Below are 23538 nucleotides of genomic sequence, written 5' to 3' on the forward strand. Positions count from 1 at the left end.
AAGCCTGTATGCGTTCAGCGCCTTTGAGCAGGGGCGTTCTGGCGAGGCGGTGGCGGCCTGGGAGATGATGCTGAAGTTACTGCCGGCTGGCGACGCCCGGCGGGCGGTGATAGAGCGCAGTATCCGGCTGGCGCAGGAGAAATAATGCCCTGACGGCCCGGTGGCGTAGCGCCATCGGGCCTGCCTTGTTACTGCATTCCGCGTGTTTGTAAAAATAGAATGGTCGCCGCGACGCGCGAGCGCACGTTAAGCTTGCGAAGCAGATTACGAATGTGCACCTTAACCGTCTGCTCAGAAATATTCAGCACTGACGCAATCTGTTTGTTAGAAAGCCCCTGCGCCAGCTCATGCAGGACATCTAACTCTCGTTCGGTCAGAATACTAAAGGGATCTTCCTGCACGCCAAACCGTTCGCGCTCACGCAGATATTCGCTAACCCGATCGCTAAAGACTTTACCGCCGTTAGCGCCTTTGCGAATGGCCTCCAGCAGTACCTCCGGATCGCTATCTTTGAGTAGATAGCCGTCGGCGCCGGCGTCGATCAGCGCGTAGATATCGCTGGCGGAATCCGAGACGGTAAGAATAATAATTTGCGCCGTCACGCCATCCCGGCGTAGCGCGTTCAGGGTATCTAACCCGCTCAGACCTTTCATATTCAGATCCAGTAGGATCAGATCGGGCTCAATGCGATTCGCCAGATCGATCGCGCTTGCCCCATCGCCCGCTTCGGCAACGACATGAAAAGCCGGGTCCAGTTCCAGTAATTGACGAATACCTCGCCGCATAAGTGGATGGTCGTCCACAATAAGCACCTGAAAAGGTGTTACTTCAGGCATGCTGTATCTCCTGAGTTTTATTAGAATGATTATTGTTTTCAGCGCGGAAATCGTCCAGATTCACCACATTGCCAAGAGCGTAAATTTTACCCTAATTAGTGCATGGGTTAGTAGTAAAACCTGTAAAGGGATAAATGACATGAATACCTGCTTGTCCGAGGAGCAGGCGCTTGCGCCGCCATCCGGCAAAAGGACTTCTGTTAAGTTAAATCATACGGCATTATTTTTAAATATTATTAATTTCAAATGATTAGTTATTTTCATGCAATTGATTGTAGTAGGTACAGGCGGAATTCACTACCTAATCATTGTTTTTAGATTTGAGCAGATTTGCGTAAAAAATGATAAAAACACTATATTTAACAAGCTATCATTATTGCATTCACGGAGAGTAGTAAAAGGTAATGGCACCGAATAATTTATACTTGATAAGTATTTTTAAATGATGTTACACAATGTAATAGCTTGGGAAATATTTTTGTAAAAACAAATTTAATATTTTATTAAACTTGTTATCGCGAGATTGAATTAAAAAACAATCACGACTATAACCAGTGGATTGTGTAATTTTATATCCTGGTATAATCGATTCAATCGGTTTAATGTCTATCGCTATAAAATAATAGCGACACAGTAACCTATAAAAAGGTTATCTAAAATAATGTAAGGTTAGATAAATGTATAAAAATAGCGAAATTTTCTCATTGCTAAAAATGGAAGAGGGAGTTAGTCATAAACCTTATATTGATAGTCTCGGTTATCCTACTGTTGGCGTTGGATTTAAGCTTGGTCCACAAGGTGCTAGTCTGAAAAACTATACATTTTGTTTAACAGATAATGTCATCGAGGCCTGGCTTCAGGAAAATATTGATAGGGTTTACAGGAGCATGCAACGGAATGAGAAGATCAATCGGGCTTTGTTATACAGCAATTCAGTACGTGCAGATATCCTGATATCAATGGCATATCAGATGGGGGTGAATGGTCTTGCTGGTTTTAATAATATGCTCGTGGCGATAACTGGGCAGGATTGGAATAACGCAGCAGATGAAATGAGAAGGAGTATTTGGGCAAAACAGACACCGGAACGGGCTGAAAGACATGCTACAGTAATCGAAACAGGACAATGGGCACCGGTATACAATTTTGTTATTAACCAATAGATCCTTTCAGGATAATACGGTTTTTATAATTTATGTAAGCTCATAAGGATATTAACTTTAGAAGGTAAGGAGGAATCAATGTTCCAGTTACTTGGGCAAGATACAGTATGGATTATTCTTGGAGCAATTGCTGGAAGTACAGTATTTGTAGTGTCGGCGTCGGAGTATATACTATCTGTCCGCATTATCCTTTTTGTTGTATCAGTAATTATAGGTATTATATGCGCTGATTTGGTTGCGTTAGCATTAACGCATTTAATTGATAAACACTTCTCTGTGATGTTAATAATCCCTTCGTCCGTTGGGGCTGTTGTTGCCTCTACGCTTTCTATTCGTGTACTCGTTTTTTTAGGAAAACGGATAGTTGATTTACAAGCGGACAAGAGTAATCATATATAACTAATATTGCCCCTGAGTGCCGTAAACAGGATCTGATTTCACTTTCATTACCTCTTGCACTGGCAAAGGGCAAGCAGACAAAACAGGCAATAATGGCAAAAGTGAAAACCAAATATGGCCTGGATCATATTGAATGGCACGGTGGTACCTTCTTCAACCACGGCGTTAAAATCACGACCAGTAGCCCCGAGCAATTTGTGATAGCGCTGCCAGCCTGGCAGCGCAGCGGCGTCAATAACTATACACTGGACGGCATCGCTTCTCACCAGGCTGGATGCATCAGCCACGAGCGCTATCGCAAGCGGTAATGCTCCGATTACCTTAACGATATATGTCGTCGAGCAATATGGTAAAGCATCGCAAGAGGCGGTAATTGACTGGACGGCAGATAATGCGTGGGCAAATTATCTGTAGCTCAATCCTCTTCTGATACTTAGGGAAACGCGCAAATTCAGGTAATCAGCGCGGCGGTGATCACGACGATAAATACGGCCCAGCATAGTCAGGCGAAAGCATTGCATTCTGAATCACTCCATTTTACAGCCGATCTCGTTTAGCGATTTATCCACTATTTATTGGGTGATGGTGAACGTGTTTCTTATTTTTTGTATGATGTTATGAGCGGCCAACCTGAAATGTTCAAAATTGGCCGTATGTTTTTATATAGACAATTAATACAGTAGGTATACCGTAATATTAAACCGTCAATTCCACAGGAACCAGTATCTGGGGCCTGAATAAGGTAGTAATTAATTGTTCAAACTGAGCTTCGCCCTTAACACCCAATAAAATTTTCCTGGATCTTTCCGAAATGGGCGCTGTTTTAATACTCCAGAGAATAGATAACGAAAGGCCCATATGAAGATCATCAATATGAAAAAGCGTATCTACGGCATTTTCTGCGACAACCTGCTTACTAAACGCTATCGCATCTTTACGCGCTATATCATCCCCACCCAGTAGGGTAACTAATCTATCTGATACTTTTCTCTCCTGGAATTTTAATGTATCGTTAAGAATCATATGCGCTTCAGCCATATAGGGACTTTTCTGTTTCGCCTTGTCTATCGATGTCACATGCGCGTTGCTGCCAAAGCGACTACTGTTCTTTTGCAGTTTAATCCCTTTAACCGAAAGGGCAAAGAAAGCGAACCCGGTATTAGCAAGTTGAACAACATCAGCTTTGGTGGTATGGGTTTTATCAAACACCATCTTTCTTTTTATTAACTCATCGCGGCTTAAAAAAGTCGTTTCTAATGTTTCAGGATTGGTTATCCAGGCATTGGTATGATGCACCATCTGGAATTCAAGCTGCTTAAACCTTTGAAAAAAATCTAGTTGTTCCTGGCTTGCTTTCCCCAACCTTTTTTTCAGATTTTCGATGTTCCTGGCGCTGATGGCACGCACCTCATAAGTTGAGCCAGGTATACGTACTGTCGGATCATTGGGTTTCCTCTGCCAGAGTTTACCCGTTGCCATTTTTTTATAGACTCCATTCACTTCCTTAAATTGCTTAGCAGAAAGTTTGGGCGTCTCAGTGCTACCTGATGCTGTCGGAGCGAGGCCTTCGGCATCCGCAAGTGTCAGTGGATTATTTCTCACCATCCGGTATAAATTCAGGCCGTCGATCTCCCGCCCCGGGTCGGCGGCTGTCCAGCGACATAGCCAGGGGGCGTAATAGCGGTAGCCGTAGTAATACAATCCGGTGCCGTCACGTTCTTTACCAGAGTAGCGAATCACTTTATAGCTGGCTTCCAGTTCGCTGCGTGCCGCCCACACCGCGGTACCGCCGAAAGGATAGTACTCTTCCCGGCTAATTTGCTGGCCATCAGCATCCAGTTCCAGCGATGCTGAGCCGATATTGTCGCAAAGGCTCCAGCGTAGCTGATTGTTATCAATGTCATCCGGTTTACCTGATTCCCAGTGCAATATCCGTATGCCGGCACGGCCTATTTGACCGGTTACGGCATGAAGTTCTTGCGATGTGTTTACTGAAATAACGTTGTTATCCTCTACTGACTCCTGCCAGCTTTGCCGTAGCTCAAGACCCGGCAGGTAGCGTACTTCATCTACGCTCCAAAGCTGCTGGCTGGCATTCGTCAGGGTGCGGGTCTGCTTACGCACGCGCCTGCTGCCGCTATACTGGTAAATTTCCCGATCATTCTGCGTCATATCCGTGGCGTCGCGGCACAGTAGCACTACCGTCTGCAGGTTATTGCTGCCGTCCCAGAGCATGTTATTACTGGATGAAGAGGCCGAAATCTGTAACTGCTTCAGGTTGCCATTGTTATCGAACCACTGGCTTACCTCATCTGAATCCTGCGCTCCACCGTCGTTCATTTGTACACTACGGTTTGATGTCGTCTCTGTTACCATCGTTCGCGTATAGTTTCCGGCCCCTGTGTGAGCCAGTGACTGCAAGTTGCCGCTGTCATCCCAGATCCAGGTGCGGGTGTAGTTTACATACTGACTGTTGTCCGTGGGGATAGGCGTCAGTGCGGCAGGTAAACTGCTGTAGGGTATTATTTTGTTCCCGGCGTTTTCCCGCCCCGTGGCTTCCAGCAACTGGTAGAGGGCGTCATAGCTGAATTCTTTCTGCCCGTCCGTGACCTGATTTTGGTAGTAGCGTGTTGCTACCAGGTTATCCGTAATCGAGGTGACATTTCCTGTATTGTCGTAACCATATACCAGTGACTGAAGTACTGTGTTATCAGCGCGCTGTGCTGCCAGTGTCGATAGCCATTGTGTTTCAGGCTCATAGCCGTATGCCGTGGTTACGCCGTTGCTTGTTTTCTCTTCTAAAACCTGACTCGCCGCACTCCAACTGATATGTTCAAGTAACGTCTGTTTAGTTTCACCAGCCAGTTTTATGGCCTGACTTGTTACTTTTCCGCTGACATCATAGCGCCAGCTTTGTTGGTGCCCCATGGCGTCGGTTCTGTTTAGCGTATTTGCGGAAGCATCTGCTTGTAGTGAAGTCACATAGATTTCCGAATCCAGAAGACGTTTTCTGCTAGTGTCGTCTGCGGGCCAGTTTGGCGCGATGTCACCTGACGCCAGGAATTGCTGCGATATTTGTAAGGTTGCTCCGCTCAACGCGACAGAATCGATGATTTGCAGGCCGCTGTCATCATACTGCCGTACAGGTAGCCCTTTCAGATTATCGCCCTCCAGACCTTTATCGCCATATTCAGTTATCCGGCTGACGCGTTTTTCCCCGCCTTTTTGCTGCTCCTTTGTCTGTACCGGTCGGCCCAGTTCATCGTAGGTTTGCTCTTGCGTGGTGCCCCGACCATCAGTGAACCACACCAGGCGAGCCGCGGCATCAAAAAGCGTGACCAACCATCCGCTGTCGGTACTCTCCCTTTTGATTACCTGCCCGGCAAGAGATGACATACTGCGCAAATTTGCCACCACACTCCGATCATTTAGCCATGCTGAAAATAGCCTGGGATCACGTTTTTCTTCCACCGGGCTCTCATCAGCATGGTAGCTGTGGTCAACCAAAAGACGCCGTGGAACGGAGGCTTTTTCACGGTTCCAGTTTAGTATACGTACGGTAAATCCCCGATTATCATTAACGCTGATAACCGGAGTGCCTGCAGCAACTGTTACAGTGCACATTATTTTCACTCCTCAGTAGTATTACGCTTGTTAGTTACGCATCCTGTCAGCGTAGCCAGATAAACATTGGAAATGATGCTAAATAAGGAGGTAACTGGTGCAATAACAGCACGCTGTATGGCATAGATGGAGAATGATGAATATCAGGCGAGTAAAAGTTAAAAATATTGAATTGATAGTCACTTCAGTGGGAAATACAGAATGCAACGCATTGTGGTTAATGCCGAACATTATTTAAAAAGCCTCATTCCCGTAATGGGAATGAGACAAGACATGAAGACTCAGGCGGCTTTACTACACCCAGCGCCAGGATCTAATGCTCTCTGGCGAGGATTAGTAGAGTGAGCCAGTTTGGGCGGGGCGATCCGACTGAATAAATATTCTTTTTCATCTCTGTTGCAATAAATATTGGGTACCCGTACTGCATATCCGCCACTAAAGGTTTCGATATGTGGCCCGAACAATCCAGCAATATCCCGATTTTCCGATGTCGCGGTGAATTGACCAGGCCTAACGGATGGCAATGCCGTTGTTCCCCGATAGAGTTTTTTCTTTATTAATGTGGCGTGATTCTTAATATAGTCATCAAGAAGGTCGGCAAGTTCTGCGCCAGTCTTACCATCAAGTTCATATATGCCGTTCGCCACACCTTTATGTGCGTTTTGCTCGAAAATGTCATACCGATCTCTGGTTGCATTTGGATCTCTGTTTAGTTTTCTTATATGTCTAACAATTTTGTCTGCGTTCAATTTCTCTGTGGGAGAGGCGTTTTGTATCAAGGGGGATTGTGCAGCCCAAACATAGAGTATTGCTTTTTTCCCATTGTCGGCAGCCGCCTGAGCTGCTTTAGCTTTTGCTTCTTTACTTGCACTCATGGCTTTCTGTGAGGATGCAGGTGGAAGGACATATTTTGACTGTTCATACATGATGTGAAAAAGAACATTTATAATGGTTTCGCTTTTTAAGGAATATGTACTGGCGCGTGAATGGTTGGTGAGAACGAAGCGTTTCATGGCAGGGGAATTTTTTTCATATTTTCCACTTTTCAGCGCGCTTTCATATAAATGCTCAAATTCTGCGATTTCCTCCTTCGTCAACGCTAATTTAGGCATTAATCCGTCAACGTCCGTCAACGTGATCGGATTATTTCTCACCATGCGGTACAGATTCAGCCCGTCAATTTCCTGGCCCGGATCGGCTGCCGTCCAACGGCACAGCCAGGGAGCGTAATAGCGGTAGCCGTAGTAATACAATCCGGTGCCGTCACGCTCATTGCCAGAATAACGAATCACGTTATAATCGGCCTCCACCTCACTGCGTGTCGCCCACACCGCAGTACCGCCGAAGGGGTAGTACTCTTCGCGGCTGATAGTTTGCCCCTGCGCATCCAGCTCCAGCGCATAAATATTGTCGCTCAACTGCCAGCGTGCCTGGTCATTATCAATGCTGTCAGGTTTACCTGTTTTCCAGTGCAGCAGTCGGATACCGGCGCGCCCCGCCTGGGTGGTTATCACATGCAGTTCTTCAGTAACCGCCTGCGGCGTAATAGTGTCGCCGCTGACCGTCTCCTGCCAGTGACGTCGCAGTTCCAGACCGGGCAGGTAACGCACTTCATCAACAGTCCACCGATTATCTTCGGCTTTTGTCAGGCGGCGTGTCTGTTTGCGCATGCGTATCCCGGTGCTGTACTGGTAAATCTCCCGATCGCTCTGCTGGATGTCGCCGTTACGATCAAGTAGGTTGACCGTTTGTAGATGGTTACTGGCGTCCCAGATGAGTGGGTCAGAGGCAGTGGCAGACACCTGCAGATTGAGGAGGTTGCCATCAGGGTCGAACGCAGCATCAACGTCATCCGGCGTCAGCGTTCCGGTGTCGTTTTGCAACCTGCTGCGGTTGGACATATCACTTATCACCATTGTACGGGTAAAGCTTGCGGCGCCCTGGTGAGAGAGGGAGAGCAGATTACCGCTGTCATCATAGCGAAAGGAGCGGGTATAACCGATGGTTTGATTGCTGTCTATTGGGATAGAAGCGGGGAGAGCAGCATACGGGACGGCGGTATTACCGGCATTCTCGCGCCCGGTTGCCTCCAGCAATTGGTAGAGTGCGTCATAAGTGAACTCCCTTAATCCGTCGGTTTGCTGATTCTGAAAGTAGCGGGTCGCAATGGTGTTATCAGTAATTGAAATTAAATTACCAGTATTGTCGTAGCCGTAGACCAGATCCTGAAGCAGAGCGCTGTCGGCGCGTAGTGCGCTCATCGCCGAGAGACGCTGTGTTTCGGGCTCATAGCTGTAGGTTGTGGTCACGCCGTTACCCGTGGTTTCCTCCAGAACCTGGCTTGCGGCATTCCACATAATGTCCTCAAGCAGTGTCTGTTTTTTACCCTCTGAAAGTGTCGCATACTGGCTTTTTACATGGGAACTGACGTCATAACGCCAGCTCTGCTGATTCCCCATTGCATCGGTCTGGTTCAGGCTAATACCGCGCGCATCGGCAGATATTGTCGAAACATAAATCTTATCCTCCAGTAGCGCCTGTCTGTCGGCATCATCCTCCGGCCAGTCAGGCTGCGCTTGCGCAGATAAGAGGAACTGCTGCGTCTGGCAGAGAATTGCTCCGCTCAGCGCCATCGATTCGACAGTTTGCAGACCGCTATCATCCCAGCGCTGTACGCATAATCCGCGCAGGTTGTTTTTCTGCGCGTTAGCATCTGCAGAACAGGTATCCGTGTAGGCGTGACGCCAGCTTACCCGCAATGCCTCGCCTTTTAGCTGTTCGCTACCGCTCTGCGGGCGGCCCAGCGTATCGTAAACCTGAGCGTGTACGGCGTCCCGACCATCAATGGACCACACAGGGCGGCTGGCGGCATCAAAGCGCGTTACCTGCCAGCCGCTGTCAGTACTGGCGCGTTTCAGCGTCTGACCTGTCAACGATGCCATACAGTACAGGTTCGGCAACGCCGTATCGTCCTGTTGCCAGGCGGCGAAACGGCGAGGATCGCGCTGTACGGTGGCCCGGCTGGCCGTATCCAGCCGGGTGTGGTTAACCAGAAGCCGGCGCGGACTGTCTTTATCCTCGCGGTTCCAGTTAAGAGTACGAATGGTGATACCGAGGTTATCGCAGACGGCAATCACCGGCGTGGCGATTGCTAAAGTCATACGGGAATATTCTCCAGGCCCACCGTGTCGTTTTCATCTTCTGCGACCGTAAACCAGGCATAGTAGGTATTGCGGCGCAGATAGCCTTTAGCCGTAACCGTGCGAATATTGCGGCCCGTTGCATCGTAATAATGCGTGTCGCTATAGCCATTCGTACGCATAGCGGTATCGACAACGTAGTGCCAGTCATCAAGGAAAAAGGGTTGATAGTTGCGAACCGGCTGGCCTTTATTGTCATACTCAGTGCGTCCGGAAACGGCCCAGCGAGGGCTGGCATCGATCTCTGTTGTACTGATTTCTCCATCGCTTTCTCTGTGCCAGGCTTTCCCATCCGGAAAGAGGACACATTGCTGCAATGCCCGGCCAAAACCATCGCTGTAGCTCAGCGAAATACGGGTTTGTTGCAAGGGGGTCGTTGAGTCATCTGGATCAAGCGTTGCAGGATAGTTATCTGCGGTCAGGGTCACACTGTGGATGGGATTACGGGTTGCCTCAGCCAGTAAATTTGCCAGAGGATGTTGTGGATTTTTACGCGCCCAAAGATGACCTGATGAACGAATATGCCCGGTAAAGGTAATAAAGCGGTTCTGCAGCAGAGTCGACCAGCCATCAGCAGTGACACTGTTTGCCTGGTCAGCGGAAACGCACCCCATCCAACTGAACATATCAGTGACGTTGATGGCGGCCAGTTGCTGGAGATACCCCGCCGTTGTCGCCATCGCAATGGCTTGCTCAACGGTAAGCGAAGACGAGACCGGATAGTCTGCGATTTTTGCAAACCCTACCGCCTGACCACCGTTTTCTGTTCCATATACACTGGTTGCCAGCAGACGGCCGAGCGCATCCAGTTGACACTCCTGATAATTATTATTGATATCAGTGATGCGCCATGGGCTCAGGAAACGATAGTCGTATTCCATTTTAACGGTGTTATCCAGCACATCTTGTTGGCTAATTGGCACCAGATAATACGAGTCATACTGACAGGTTATAGCCCCGACGAGTCCGGTAGATTGCTGGCTTGCAACCGTTGAGAACTGGCTGGCATCGTTATAGAGCGTAAAGCTGTGCTCAACTGCCCAAAGGTCGGCTTCGGTTGTAAAGGAAAAGAGTGCCGGTGTCTTAACATAACCTAGCTTATCGAAACTGTATTCAGCAGGGATAGTTATCCCGTCATAGGCTTTAAGCGCTGTTTCATCCAGTACCGCCGTGCGTTGATAGTGCACCAGCGCCGGCAAATCAGGGGGCGTCGACGTGTAGATAATTTCGTTTTGTTGGGTCAGATAGCGAGTTTGTCCGGCACTTAACAGGCCGTTATCTGCCCGAAGCGTTTCGTAACTGATACCGCCAGCGGGAACAGAATCGAATTGCAGTTGATTTACCCGTTGTTGAGAGGGAAGCCCCAATCGCCAGGTTTGTGAATTTTCCAGGTGAATAAAAGATGCCAGGCTCTCTACCAGCCGCAGTTTTTGCTGTTGGTCATCATAGGTATTTTCCCAGGCATCATCAGGCAAGTTGGCCGGGTAGGGTTGAAGGGCATGATAAGCGCGACGGGGGTACGCAACGCTAACTTGCCGGGTAACGCAACCATAGTCGTCAGCCTGAAGCGTCACCTGTTGTGAAACCTGTGGGTCGCCAACCAGACGTTCATAATGATGCGTTATTTGCTCCAGTGCGACGGGCAATACAACGGGCATCGCGCCATCCTGAACCAGACGAACCTGCATTCGCTGTTGTGTGGTGGTATAAGGAGAAGTGGCGACGCTACTGTTATCCAGTCCATAGGTTTCGCTGCGCAGCTCTGTTCCATTTAATGCACGGAACATCCACCAGCGCGTGGCTTCATCGGCGTTGTTCAACACCTGATCCTCTCCTGACTGCCAGGTTGTCAGAAGCGTGGCATTAAGCGCGATCTCTTCTGTATCACCGCGCCAGGGCGTGCCAAATAGTGTGTTTTCATCCTCTTCACGGCCACAATGAAACCAGGACTTTGTCAGGAGCGTTGCGGCGACAGGGGTATCGTCGCCAACCGGGAGCGCATCATCATTGGTATCTTCAGTTTCGACATAACCAAAACCACGGAATTCACGCTCTTTGCCATCATAAACCCCCTTACGATAACGGATGCTCTGGCTAAGCTGGTTGCCGGTAACTTCATCCTCTGTGGTTGTTTTAACCAGCAGATGCATAGCGAAAGGTAATGCCGGCGTCGCCTGTGGGTTTTGCTGTTTTTCATCCAGCCATTCTTGCGCTGAACTGCGATAAAAGAGCGTGGTGTTGGCGCCGATATTGTTATTCGTGCCCGCCAGGAGCCAGGGTTTTTGTGCACAAAAAGCAAAATGCCAGTGCGCAGGGGTTGGCCAGGGAACAGTAAGAACCAGTTCAGCCATGCCATTGCCCTGAATATCCGCCACAGTAAGCTGGCAAAGACGGTCATAAACGACGCCGTCAGGAAAAGCAATACTGGACCCGCAAACGAAACCATTACCGCCCTGATTCAACCAAACAGTCACCTGGTTATGCTGCACATAGATTAAATCAGGCGCGCCGGAACCATCGGTATCAGCCAACAACAAATTTTCAGGATTAAACTGTTCTTCACTGTCTAACGGCGATGGCAGGGACAACTGGACAGGCGAGCCGAAACGACCGCCGCCGAGATTAGGCCAGCAGGTAACGCTGTTATAACGGATGCGGCATAAGTGTGATTGCCCTGACCCCAGAATATCGGTAAAAAGCACCAATTCGCGGGCATCCCGCCCAGGGCCTGGCAGTTCAATATTTTCATCCTGATTAATATTCAGTCCTGCGCTGAACGCGCTGCCCTCATTAGCATACAGACGCACACTTTTTGGCCCGATCATCGCCAGATCGATAAGTCCGGACCCCATTAACTCTGTAAACTGAGCTTGTGGATGAAAAAACTCTTCAGGTAGGGCGCTGAACGGGGTAAAACGGCTCCAGCTTTTATCTGATTGTTGAGTAAAGAAACCTGCCATGCCTGGTGTTGCGACTACCCAGTCGAGCTGGCCGTTGCCGTCGATATCTATCAGGCGGGCGGCTGTGTTTTGCAAGGCCGGGATTTGCGGCAGGTTAACCCAGTCGGCATAGACAACCTCGTCTGTACCCGTTTTGCCCCGGCAAGGCGCGCGATAACGCCAGTCTTTGCCATTAAGCCACAGTATGCCCGGTACGCCTTCACCATAGAGGTCCACCAACTGATAAGGCGGGGAATCCAGGCCGGCAAGCGATGACATCTCTTGCCACTGGGTATCAGATATATCAGGTTGTGAATAACAAAGCTCTAATGGCGGGCATGAGAGTACCGAGCTGTCAGCGTCATAGGCAAGCGTTTGTGCCGATGACAGTTGGCTGAGCACCGGCGTTTCGTTATATTCCAGTAATAAGCGTGAAACCAGGGCATTATCTTGTTTTAGTTCATCAGGGAAATGATGAAACATTAATACCTGATGACACAGACGATGTGTACGAATCTCAAACCCATACTCGTAGCGGGAAAACGCGTCCTGACGAGCAGGCCAACTTGTCGTCGTTGAGAAAGCAGGGGCCGAGCCGGGATCGAGTGACCGTTCGCCATAGTCGAAGATAAGCGTGAACAGCCATTTTGCGTCAGGTTTATCACTTTTCCAGAGATACAAATCAGCAGCGGGCGTTTGACAGCCATATTGTACGTTGGCGAGATAGCGTTGTGTGGAGCAATCTCGCTGATTATTTTTGTCTACTTGGTTGATATTGCTGTCATTTTCCGCTTGCCAGCAATAATAAATATGATCCCCTACGGGATTGACCGACTCTTCTACCAGCCACTCAGCAATATGTGCGGTATTATGCGGGTCGCTGATACGAGCTGATGCGGTTTTACCCAGCATATGCACATTACCCGCGCTTTCATGCAGTAACCAAAAATCATCCTCTGGGGCCTTACCTTGCCAGCGCTCCAGACGATGAAACGCGCCTTCTGTACGTGGCTGATAACGGGTAACCGTCCAGGTTTGAGATAGTTTCGTACTGCCATATTGTTGGCAGGTGGTGGGGTTAGGGGTCTTACTTGTACTAATGGTTTTGACCAGCACTTCGCCATCAGGGCCAAGAAATTCGTCGTTGTCGTTATACTGCGGTACGCCATGACTGGTTCGTCGACTAATGCGCAGCGTAGCGCACGCCCAGCCAATACCAAAAATACTATTTCCCGCAGAGCTGCTGTAAGTCAGTGACAATGAAGGTGTAAAACCGCGACCCGCGCTTACGGGAAGAGGTAATGTCATTGACGCCATGCCGTCAGGACCTGCCTGACCGAGCGCCTCTCCCATACCGCTTAAGGTGCCGCCTCCTTTTGGTAAGGAAGGGGGGGTTACCATAAGTGAGGCCGTGGATGAAGATGCATTTTCGTTTAACATTTTTTTGCTCCAGTCACCGGCCAGGTCTGGCCGGTGACTTTTCAAGGGAAATTACAGAGTTTTTTCAACGGTGCTCGCGAAGTCACTGTCACCAGAGACGGCGGTGTAATGCACCTGCACAATGACGTCGCTCAGGTTATCGAGAATGGCCTTCTGCTCACTGCTTTTCGGTCGAGGGAAACTCAACTGCCAACTGGATACTGCGCCGGTACCTTCAAATGGCAGGTAGCGTTCGTCGCCAAAACTGAGTTCAAACAGTCCGCTGTCGTTCATGCCGGAAGAGACGGCAATCTGCTGACTGGCGCGTAGGTTTGTGACCACGTTCGCAGCATTGCCGGTGGTGGTGTCGTTGAGATAATTCACACCATTAATATCCGCTTTCAGAAGCGTGCTGCTGCTGGTTTGCGTGAGCGTGGCGCGAACATCCTGCCATGGGCCAAGCAACGTCGGCAGGGAGAGCGTGACAAACTTAATCTGGCGCAGGTAGTGGCCGGGATAATCGTTGTCAAACAGCTTCTCATCAAGGCTAAAGTTTACCGTTCCGGCCGCGATCAGATTGGCGAAGTCAGAATCGCCAAGCAGGGTTTTCAGCGACACGGTTTTGGTGAGTTCCAGCCGGCGTTGGTTACGTGACAGCCAGGCAGACTCCATCTGCTGCAGGTTTAGCTCCAGCGTTTCGCCCGCCAGCAGGCCGTGGTAACTGTCGTTCCAGGCGTTGGTTTGAATGAAACGGCTGGTTAAATCACCCATTTCATACTGCCAGCACGCTTCGGCGCTCAGGCACAGCGACAACACCGCGTCGTATGCCTGGTAGTAAAGCGCCGCCAGTTGGCCGATAAGCCAGCTATATAGCGACGATTGCGTGAATCGGCTGGAGATGTACTGCATCGTGGACTGCAGATTTGCCTGTTCGGTCTGCGCCTGCTGCAGCGAGGTCTGGGCCGCCTGCTGACGTACCGCAAGCGCATCCAGTTGCCTGTCAATGCTGGTCATCTCAGCATCCGCCTGCTGGTATTGCTGTTTCCATTCTTCGCTGCGGCGACGATACTCTTCCGATACCTGGATACGCTGGGCTGTGGCCTGAACGCTGTTAGCGCTGAACTGCAATACCATGCCGCTGGCGGTGAGCGCGGCACCCCAGACGGCCCCGCCGGTGGCCACGCCGAAGATGTTCGGCGCCATATTTAACGCCGCGCCTGTCGTCAGGAAGGGCTCTGCGGAAGAGAATAATGCGCTGGCGGAAGATTGCATATTCATTACTTCCTGCTCGCTGGCGGAGATACCGGTGGTGTACAGGTCGTAATAGTAGTCGTAGCGCTGTTGAGCGATATCTTTGCTGGCCTTCAGCGCTTTTTGATCGGCTTTCAGCGCGTCAATAGCCTGTTTTTGCAGACTGATGGTAAAGGAGGAGAGATCCAGCGCCTGTTGCTGTTGCAACTCCTGTAATCCGGTGGATTCCTTACGCTCGTAGTAGCTGAGCAGGGTTTGTCCCATCTGGCTTAATGTGCCGACCGCGCCGCGGGCGTGTTGCAGCATGGAGGCGAAACGGTAAGGCGGGATGGTCATACTGAGCGTAGAAGCCTGGCCTGACAACGAACCTCCGGTGGCATTCATCTGTACCAGCAATGCCGGGTTCACCGGCGTGGCGTACAGCGGAATGTTAATCGGCTGGCCGGTAATAGAGAGGTTGTGACGCAGGTTGTAAAGCCGTGAGTCGATAACGTCCCAATAGTTCAGCAACTGCGCGTTTAACGGCAGCGAAAACGCGTCGTTAATGGTGACATCCTGCGCGACCGTGCTGCTGCCGGAGAAAGCATGCAGCGAAATGCCTGCGCTATCTTCCAGCGCGGTGAGGTCGGTATTGCGCTGGCTGGCGATATTTTTCAGCGTATCGGGCTGCCATTGCTGTAGCGTCGAGATATCCGGGCGAGGACCAAGCAGCGTTTTGACCTGCATATAGCGCAGTTTGGCCTGGGCAAGTCCATCGTTGGTTAAAAGACGGTAATCAGCGTCGCCAGCGGCAATCAAATTTGCCAGATACGCCATGGCGATCGCTTTCTGATAATGCGCAGGATCGGCTTTGGCGATAATATCCGGGTCATCTGGGTTCAGGACTAACGCCGCAAGACTCTCCTGTGAGTTAGTTTCAACCAGCGGGCGAACGTTCCAGTAATCCGGTTCCGGGTAATCGGCATTTGAACTTACGCGGCCGCAGGCGGAAGGGTCGAAAATATAGTTAAACCACTTTTGCGCGTCGGCGTAGTTGCCTTCCTGGCTCAGGCGGCTGGCGACCAGCCACGGCATATAGAAGAACAGTTCCCAGAAATAGAGGCCATTCGCGCCATAAAAATCCATTGGCGTTGGGCTAGCGCCGCTGACCATTGCGGGTTCCAGGGTTAGCTGGGTGTCCCAGGCAAGCAGATCGTCAATGCTAACGTTGGCTTTATTGATTAACTGTTTAGCAAACAAGGTGTTCAGGCGGACAGGAGAAATCGTGACGCCATCGTCGAACGTACCGTTAAAAGAGAGGAATACCACGGTACCCAGTTCCTCGTCCCTGCGGGTCGCGATGAGCGGAGTAGGAGGAATATTCGTTGCTTTCTGAAGCGAAATACAATATTCGGTATGGGTGGTCGCGCCGCCGCAATTATTAATATAGCCAACAGAAATGTAGCGTGTGATAGCGCCGGCTTTTATTTCATCAGTTGTAATATCAGAAACAGAATAGTTAAATTTTGTATTGATATTTATCGAGGCAGCCGTATTACTTACGCAAGTGGTAGCATCTGTTGATTGCCAACAACCGCTTGTTTTGCTCTCAAAGACATCAAGGGTCCACGATGTTTTTTTATAAAAGTTGTCAGTAGTGCTATACTTAACTATTGATAGAACTTCGGTGTTACCGTTTCTGAGTTCGAGATTAAAGTCACACCCCAACTCAGACTTGGTCACAATCATTTCAGCAGCAAAATTAGCAGCGTCAGTAACAACTCCCTTTTCAATAGAGTAGGACCTGGATAATGGGAAGGTTTTCATTCCACTACCATAAGGAGACTCAATAGCGACAGTGTTAATCGTTGCGGATAAAGTGGTCGGTAAAGATGCCAGTTCCAGACCGGTAAATATTGCATCCGTAAACGAAATGTAACCATTTAACAGGGCATCAGCATCTTCATTCAAATTCCAACTCTGTTTATAAAAATTGCCAGTATTCTGGGTGTTGCAGGCGGTGATAATCGAACCTTCTAAAGTGATGCTACCATCATCTGCGGTATTAACAGAAAAGTTACTGGTATCCAGTGCCGGAAGCGTAATATACGAGTGTAATCCGTCATAGAATTTTGTTGAATCGCATTTAACATCAGCAACGTAAAATTTATCCACAAGGAAACAGGACTGGATTTTACTTTGATTGTTGGTAATGGTTTGGCTCTCGATATAGTTGTATAAAAACTTGGAGAGTATGTTGGTCATCCCGGTACTAACTTTTGCTTCTTTTTTTTCAGTATTAAACCAGTAATCTATCGTGATGGTGAAATCGTTATATCCGTTGTCCGTATATGCCTTAACGTCTGTGCCGTCGTATAATGATACAACTAAATAATTATCAGTTTCATTATAGCCACAGGCAGTACAGAGATAGCCGGAAGTGAACAATTTATCACAGTATGTTTGATCCCCGTGATGATTCGCGGTATCAGAGTCAATTGACATCATGGTATAAGGCGATGACCAGTTGCGGCTAAAATCACACTGCGATGAATAAGCCGTAATGGTATCACTTTCATTTGGACCATTACCTTCCGCACGTTCAAACCAGAACAGGTATAAGCGATTATTAAAATAGGCCAGACGCGGCGTTCCCTGGATCAGGTCATCATTTATGGAGGTTTTGACTGGATACCATTCAGACCAGGCGTTTGATGCTACAATGTTATCAACGTTGAGAGACATATCAAACGAGCGCCAGTAGTATTGCACCGGCGAAGAAGTCGATTTACCCAACAGATAATAGGTTCCTTTGGACTGATCTCTATTATCGGTATAACCGCTGACAATCGTCAGGTTAGCGACTTGTTCGAACTGATTTAAATACCCCATTACCGCCTGTTGAGCGGTATCATTGCTGACCGTTTTCTGATTCAGTTCAGTGATCAGATCGTTAAAGCAGGAGGTCTGATCCTGGCGCAGTGTGGGATCAATATAATTTTCCGGGTAGCTGTCGAGTTCAACATAACCACCCCAGACTGCATACTGATCGGCGCCATTATTCCATTGTTGAAGTTGATTCGTATCCAGGTTTTGCGTGTTGTAGCCCGGTTCCATATTCAATGCAATACTATTGATATATTGCTGAATACTGGACATCGCTTGTGCTACACGAGAGGTCTCCACATCATTGGTGACCAGTGGGTCAATTAGCAAATATTCATAAACATCGTCTGATGTTTTAATCATATTGCTTAAAGTGGTGTCACCGCTATTAGGTGCATATTGCCCAATATAATACGCGAGTAAGGCGCTACGGTAGCCCTGATTTAATTCACTGCTAATGGTTGTTGACATAATAATTCCTTTTTTAGGGCGACGAAAGTCCCGCCGCCCGTGACGGTATTAATAAATCTTTTTGCGGATGGCTCCGCAAAAAGGGTTGGATAATTAGTGATTACTTTGCGTGGCGACTAATGACTCTCCGACAGATTGCCACTCCTGATAAGTGGAAGTGGTGGTTAGGTCGCCGGTATTCAGCATGGTTTCAACGGATGTACCGGTATGGGTACACAACGTTTTCAGGCGCATCACAACGTCAATGTGGGCTAGTGTTGTGGCGATCCCTGTGGCTGGGTCGGCGTGCGCGGCGGCCTGTAAGACTTCATCGCTTTCCCAGTCGGTTAGCAACGCCAGACAGGAGGCGGCCTGTTCTGGGGTAGGCGATGGCGTGCCGTTTACCCGGCGCAGGTAAGCCAGCATGGCGTCCTCTTTATCGGCCAGTTTCATCCAGTCGCTATAGCGGCTGAACAGATACAACAAGTTAAAATCAATTGTAGTATCGGCTACGCCGAACCAGGCTGGGTGGGCCAGCAGCGTCGAAAGCATGGCTGGCGTCAGGTTAAAGGTATTACATAACCCTGCGCGGCGGGCAATCTGATACAGATATTGTTGATACTCATCCGGGATTGTATCTGGCGTCGTGATACCATTTAACGCCAGGATCTGGCTGAGCAGATCGTATTCAGAGGATGCGGCCCAGGCGAGCAGGTATGGTGGATATGAGTGATCAATATTAAACGCTTTCGCCAGCGCACTATCGGCAATACCATCCTGGCTTTGCTTCGCTGACGCGATAATCGTTGTAGCAGACTCTGCAATCTGTTCATGTGTCAGCGGAGTTTGCGGCAAGTGCCAGCGTTGAATATCCGCCAGGACCTGTTTTTCAATCTGCGAGTTGACGCTTTCACCTGATGCTGGCGTTACCGGGTAAACAAGGCCATTAGCATCAAGCAAATCGTCAAAACATTTTGTCCAGGAAAAATTACCTGCCAGGGTTGTTGTCGCGATATAATCGTTTCTACCCCCTGCAACCTCCGAAGAAGCACTAATTTCTTTAATATCGTCCTCTGTGAGTGATTCATTCCACACGGTGAGATTGTCATACTGAATTGTGCCGGCACGGTTTGGATAGATGTTATAATATTGCAGGGCACCATCCTGGTTCAGTGCCCATCTATTTCCTGACGTCACACTTGTTACTGACGATATATTGAGTTGTTTACTCCTTAACTGCTGAGTGTCGTGGTCAACAATATAAACGGTGAATTTTTTATTTTCAGTATTCATAACCGCAGCGAGATAAAACCATGTGCCTGGCGTAAATGAAATATCTCCACTATTTCCGTCCTGATTAAGATCATGTATGCCTGGTGTGATATTATTAGACGATTTGGCTAACAGATAAATACCAATATCCGTTGTCAGGTGGTCTGTGTCTTTTATAGTGGCATTTACTAATAAAGGTGTTATATCGCTGAGTTTTTGAGGGATATTTACCCAGACGCCAATCGTGTAATTTTCCAGCCCGTCAACGGCCTGGTTAATATCCCCATTTATTTGCGCATACTGATTTTGTGTTGAATCCAGTTGGAAACCGTTACCCGTCGGGCTGTCGGTTACAACTGAATAACTTGAAAAAGTAAGTGGGCTAAGCTGAGGGGATGCAATACCATTAAAACTGGTCTCAGTCACGAGGGAGGCTGAGAGTTGCTGATTAATATCGGTCACAAAATTCAGTTCAGCCGTTGTAGCCGGAAGAATCTTTCCACCGTCATGTAACATGGCAAGCGCCCAGGTCGCCGTCAGGTTATTATCAGCAAGCCACTGCGCGGCGTCAGACAATGCCATCAGGGTATCCAGCAGATCGCTGGCGCTATTCTCTACTGCCGTATACACCGGAATATTTGCAAGACGTGCCAGCGCTTTGCCTTCTTCTACCAGCATTAATAATGCTACGCCATCCTCAAAGCTAAGACCCAGCCAGCGAGGCGTCATCACCAGACGGTAGAGCGCAGTGATAACATCTAACGAGCAGATTAGGGTATTCGCGCCGCAGTTTTGTGCATCGCTGACCTGTTTCGCCAGTACCAGAAACTGAGTGCGGGTGATGCTAAGACCCGTGCAAATCTGCTTGACAATCTGACCATCCTCACCAGTCAGCGCGGTATAGTTAAACGCCCGATCGGTAATTTTGAACGGTTCATCAAAAGCGGAAGCAGTATTAAATACCTGGTCCAGAAAAGGAACAGCAGGAGAGATCGCATAAGGCGTAATTTGATACAGGATAGCGGCAAACTGGAAAGCGGTGACCTGATACGCTTGCTGCCAGTGGCGGTAAACGCCCAACATGCGCAGCGTTTGTGTGTTAAGGGAGTTATCGCTATTCTGGCTACCCTGACCGCGAATACAGGCGTTGATTAATAAATCTACCTCTTCAAAGGAGAGGCCAAGCCAGCGTTGTAAACGGACCATGCGATTGATGCGCTGCATACGTACATCGCTCAGATGCATGAGTGTCGGGCAAGTATTGAAGTCGAAATAACACGCTGGATATAAACTGAGTCCCGAATCTTTGTCATCCAATGAACTCTGTAATGAGGCAATAAGCGCGACATCATTTTGGTTGATGAGGCCAGACCAGAATGCAGGCTCAGAAAAACAGAGTGCTACTGAAGAATCATTGTTCGTGGTGTACCATGTTCGGTTAACATTTCCACTTTCGTTAAGTGTCCAGCAGAATTCACCGTTTTTAGTAAATGAACCCGCGTTTACCGCATTGGTTTCATAAACGTTGATATCACTTGAACCCTCCTCCACCAAATATAGGGTGGCAACCATAGTCGATGTGCACCATACGAGAGCAACGTAATACCATGTGTCTGTAGTTAATGCAGCGGTATCAAGGTTTTTGTAGTTGTGATCATTTTGTACAATGACGTGAAGACCGCCGCTTGAATAAAGTTCAATGGAAAAACCATGTTCACCATTTTCTGGATATATATTCATGGCTACCGGGGTTCTGTTTGTTGGAAGTTCGGAGTATTTGAACCAAAAACCGAATGAAAAATCCTGATTACCATCGAACTGATTACAAATAGTATCATTCAGGCGGATGTAGTTACTTTTCGTTGCGCAGAGTTTATAATATTCACCATATCTATCGGATAGTAGTTCTGGATAATATTCATTTTGCGATTGGGAAACTTCTATTTTTGGCGATGTTTCTTTTGTGATAGAAACGTCAGCAGCATCACAGGAATAATACTGAATTGGATCATTTAACGCTAGCGCTGTGGTACCTTTTGAAAGATAAGTATTTATCTCGCTATCGCTTATACTCTTATTCCAAACGGCAATATCGTCATATAAAAGGACTGAACGGCAACTACTATGATCTTTATAGTATTTGTTGCCATAATTTCCATTAAATCCCCAATACTCCTCTTCTAATGCGATGCTTTCTGGGGAGTCTATTTGTATGGTGTCGTAGTGTGTAGAACCAGAACCATTAACATTAGTTATCAAGTAAAGATTCGTGTTGAGTGAGTATTCAATACACACGAAAATCCAGGTATCAGCAGGGAGTACACGTGACACGGCCAGCGGGTCGTTTTCGCCATCTGACGCGCTTAATTCCAGACTACAATTACCATTCTCGCCAGGAGATGCCTTAACGGTAATTCCTTTTGCAGTTGAAACATAATGATCTGTTTTATTGGTCACCACCAGACTGTCTGACTTTATATTCGCTGGGATATTACACCAGAACGATAATGTAAAAGGAATAAGTTGGGAACCATCAGTAGCAATATTTGATTTGAAATAGACTTCAGCATTTTTTGTCGCATCAATTTTTAACGCTGAACCAAACTTGCCAGCTACAAAACTAACTCCTTGTGAGCTGATATACATCGGCGTCGGATTAGTGCCTTCATCTTTTACCACACCTCTGTCCTGCAACAATGCAGGGTCGTTAAGATAACTATTAATATAACTGGCACCATACAAATCAGAACCGGATGCCTGATAAGCAGGTTGGTAATTATCTGAAATAGAGACTTTAGACTCGTTGCAGGTTGAGGCGATTAAGTTTTCCATCTCCTCTTTGGTAATGCCGAGTTGCTGGCATAAAACATCACTATTTACGAAAGGTTCAAAATTACTGGAATTTAACCCAAGACTTTGATAGTAGAAATTAGTTAATTCGGTTGTAGAATCAGCAAAATTTTCAATAAGAATGTTCTGCTGCTCAGGCGCCAGATCACTGCCCAGTTGCCATGCCGTTTCCGCTTTCCCTGCACGCAGGTTCTGCTTCACAAAATAAGGCCAGGCGGTATCGGTTTTTTTAATTGTATTCTGTAGAGATTCGTCACTGGCTTTCAGGGAAAGCAACGTCTGCTGATGTGGGTAATGATAAGGTAGAAGCGTTGAATAACGGGTGGCAGCTAGCGTTTCGCTAACGCTGATATTCGGGGCGATGTTATTAACGTATGGAGTGACGGACTGCTCAAGTACCTTATTAACCAGTTGCAAAGAGGGCACAACCTGATTAATCGCGTCATTATCCAGCATAAGCTCTGCTAAGTCAGGGCGGCGGACAGCCAGCGGGATAATATTATCGACCCCCATCTGTGATTCAAAATTCGTGGCCTGATTATACAGCCAGGAGAGATAAGAAACCGGAGAGTCATTGGCTTCCGGTGCGCTATTCTGACAATATTCACGCCAGTCATCAGCAAATAGGGTTTGCCACGTCGGGCCGCCCTTTGTGGGCACTACAGAATCGTTATCCTGCAACTGAGTGGAATACACCGACGTCTGTACCGCCTGAGCAAGGTTATTTTTGCGAAACAACAGCATAATCTGCGTTGCGTAACCGGAAGCGGTATCGTAGATTTTACTGGCTTTAGCACCAAAAAGGCCTTGATACTGGCGAGTAAATTCACTTTTTGATAGCTTCAGGATATCAAATATAGAATAATATCCGCGGTTGGATAACTGGTCCTGTATTCCAAAATGCTCCTCTAACTTTTTGAGAGATAAAGTGGCTGTCATACTCATTTCACTATCCTTTATTGTTACAGATAATGCCTTTTACGCAGTATATGTAATGGCATTACTTGTATAGTTGATATGTCTCTACTTTTGATAGAGACAATGAATTATGTTTTTCTTAATCACACTACAATAAGTATTATAAATATTTTGGGTGGTTTTTTTTTCAATAAATGACTCAATAAGTGCAGTTTTGTCATCAGATAAGAAAAGTGAACTAACGCGATCTTATAGAGAAGATGCCCGTCTAAAGACGTGAAGATCGATGCTATGGATATCAGGAAGTGAAAATAGGGGAGGGTTTTTAGATTAACCCTAATAGAGTTAGCAA

General features: G+C 47.9%; 9 protein-coding genes and 1 pseudogene. 4 read left to right on the top strand and 6 right to left on the bottom strand.

Annotated elements, in window-relative coordinates:
• Positions 1-145: pseudogene (locus tag AC3G3F_RS17905) on the top strand (cytochrome c biogenesis protein CcmH); the annotation flags it as partial.
• A 43-nt stretch (positions 146-188) separates the two neighbouring features.
• On the opposite strand, the gene narP reads toward AC3G3F_RS17905, so the two are convergent.
• Positions 189-836, bottom strand: a complete 648-nt coding sequence (gene narP / locus AC3G3F_RS17910) for a nitrate/nitrite response regulator protein NarP (protein WP_023248372.1) — start codon at positions 834-836, stop codon at positions 189-191.
• Positions 837-1513: 677 nt separating this feature from the next.
• On the opposite strand from narP, the gene AC3G3F_RS17915 reads away from it, so the two are divergent.
• The 3 genes from AC3G3F_RS17915 (at position 1514) to AC3G3F_RS17925 (ending at position 2706) form a co-directional block, all read left to right on the top strand.
• Positions 1514-1999, top strand: a complete 486-nt coding sequence (locus AC3G3F_RS17915) for a glycoside hydrolase family protein (protein ID WP_023248370.1) — start codon at positions 1514-1516, stop codon at positions 1997-1999.
• Between the two features lie 78 nt (positions 2000-2077).
• Positions 2078-2398 (top strand): putative holin, encoded by a 321-nt coding sequence (locus AC3G3F_RS17920; protein ID WP_023248369.1) that lies wholly within the window; start codon positions 2078-2080, stop codon positions 2396-2398.
• A 35-nt stretch (positions 2399-2433) separates the two neighbouring features.
• A complete protein-coding gene (locus AC3G3F_RS17925) occupies positions 2434-2706 on the top strand; it encodes a hypothetical protein (protein WP_488395508.1) in 273 nt (90 codons plus the stop codon).
• 388 nt (positions 2707-3094) lie between these two features.
• Here the strand turns inward: AC3G3F_RS17925 and AC3G3F_RS17930 are convergent, their stop codons facing one another.
• The 5 genes from AC3G3F_RS17930 to AC3G3F_RS17950 form a co-directional block, all read right to left on the bottom strand.
• Complete coding sequence (locus tag AC3G3F_RS17930; RefSeq protein ID WP_488395461.1) at positions 3095-6022, bottom strand: RHS repeat domain-containing protein; 2928 nt, start codon at positions 6020-6022, stop codon at positions 3095-3097.
• A gap of 281 nt (positions 6023-6303) precedes the next feature.
• Positions 6304-9183: an RHS repeat-associated core domain-containing protein gene (locus AC3G3F_RS17935; RefSeq protein WP_488395463.1), complete on the bottom strand. Its 2880-nt coding sequence runs from the start codon at positions 9181-9183 to the stop codon at positions 6304-6306.
• Positions 9180-13601 carry a SpvB/TcaC N-terminal domain-containing protein gene (locus AC3G3F_RS17940; RefSeq protein ID WP_488395464.1) on the bottom strand — a complete coding sequence of 1474 codons (4422 nt, stop codon included), beginning with the start codon at positions 13599-13601 and terminating at the stop codon, positions 9180-9182. Before AC3G3F_RS17940 ends, AC3G3F_RS17935 begins: the two co-directional genes overlap by 4 nt.
• A gap of 51 nt (positions 13602-13652) precedes the next feature.
• Positions 13653-18167 (bottom strand): Tc toxin subunit A-related protein, encoded by a 4515-nt coding sequence (locus AC3G3F_RS17945; RefSeq protein WP_488395465.1) that lies wholly within the window; start codon positions 18165-18167, stop codon positions 13653-13655.
• Between the two features lie 93 nt (positions 18168-18260).
• The gene (locus AC3G3F_RS17950) at positions 18261-23213 is read right to left on the bottom strand and encodes a Tc toxin subunit A (RefSeq protein WP_488395467.1); all 4953 of its coding nucleotides are present in this window, start codon (positions 23211-23213) and stop codon (positions 18261-18263) included.
• Positions 23214-23538: the final 325 nt, after the last annotated feature.

The organism is Salmonella sp. FC25216, assembly GCF_057751355.1.

What these genes read in the sequence shown, in the direction of transcription:
- narP (WP_023248372.1), bottom strand. Translation starts at nt 836, where the DNA reads ATGCCTGAAGTAACACCTTTTCAGGTGCTTATTGTGGACGACCATCCA.
- AC3G3F_RS17915 (WP_023248370.1), top strand. Translation starts at nt 1,514, where the DNA reads ATGTATAAAAATAGCGAAATTTTCTCATTGCTAAAAATGGAAGAGGGA.
- AC3G3F_RS17920 (WP_023248369.1), top strand. Translation starts at nt 2,078, where the DNA reads ATGTTCCAGTTACTTGGGCAAGATACAGTATGGATTATTCTTGGAGCA.
- AC3G3F_RS17930 (WP_488395461.1), bottom strand. Translation starts at nt 6,022, where the DNA reads ATGTGCACTGTAACAGTTGCTGCAGGCACTCCGGTTATCAGCGTTAAT.
- AC3G3F_RS17935 (WP_488395463.1), bottom strand. Translation starts at nt 9,183, where the DNA reads ATGACTTTAGCAATCGCCACGCCGGTGATTGCCGTCTGCGATAACCTC.
- AC3G3F_RS17940 (WP_488395464.1), bottom strand. Translation starts at nt 13,601, where the DNA reads ATGTTAAACGAAAATGCATCTTCATCCACGGCCTCACTTATGGTAACC.
- AC3G3F_RS17945 (WP_488395465.1), bottom strand. Translation starts at nt 18,167, where the DNA reads ATGTCAACAACCATTAGCAGTGAATTAAATCAGGGCTACCGTAGCGCC.
- AC3G3F_RS17950 (WP_488395467.1), bottom strand. Translation starts at nt 23,213, where the DNA reads ATGAGTATGACAGCCACTTTATCTCTCAAAAAGTTAGAGGAGCATTTT.